Below are 637 nucleotides of genomic sequence, written 5' to 3'. Positions count from 1 at the left end.
CTACTGGGCCGTTGTCAGGAAACACCCTCAGGTGCTGCCGACTTGATTAGTATACTGTATAGTAAGGAAAATGTCAAGGATAATTTAAGGCAATGGGAAATAAACTTCGCATTGCCGTCGCCGGTCATCAGTCAACGGCGGTCAGAAGGGACCCGGGCAGCGGATTCCTTCGATTCAGATAAAACCATAGAGAACGCATCCTCCCATGGACAAACAGCGACGGTATCAGGCTGTTTGCTGAGACTAGGGATACCAATTACATGCAAAAAAAAAGACTGCCCCATTTCTGGAGCAGTCTTTTCATTGCTTTTGGAATTATTTCCGCAGGCCCAGTCTTTCTACAATGCTTCTGTACCGTTCGATGTTTTTCTTCATCAGGTAGTTCAGCAGGCCACGGCGCTGACCAACCATTTTCAGCAGGCCGCGACGGGAATGATGGTCCTTCTTGTTGGCTTTCAGGTGTTCGGTCAGATAGCTGATCCGTTCGGTCAGGATGGCGATCTGTACTTCAGGAGACCCGGTGTCCTGTTCGTTGATGCGGTAGGTTTCGATGAGTTCTTTCTTTCTTGCAGGCGTTAACATTGTTCTTTTCCTCCTTAGTCATAGAAAAGCCCGTGGCTGCAGCTGGCGTCGGAGT

The 637-nt window shown here is 49.0% G+C and carries 1 protein-coding gene; it reads right to left on the bottom strand.

Annotated elements, in window-relative coordinates:
• Positions 1–315: 315 nt before the first annotated feature.
• Positions 316–582 (bottom strand): 30S ribosomal protein S15, encoded by a 267-nt coding sequence (rpsO, locus tag QVO43_RS10080; protein WP_012938052.1) that lies wholly within the window; start codon positions 580–582, stop codon positions 316–318.
• Positions 583–637 lie beyond the last annotated feature (55 nt).

This window comes from Acidaminococcus sp. CAG:542, from assembly GCF_000437815.1.
Classification (GTDB): Bacteria; Bacillota; Negativicutes; order Acidaminococcales; family Acidaminococcaceae; genus Acidaminococcus.
Note: the sequence above shows the minus strand (reverse complement) of the source record. Positions and strands in the feature narration are given on the sequence as shown.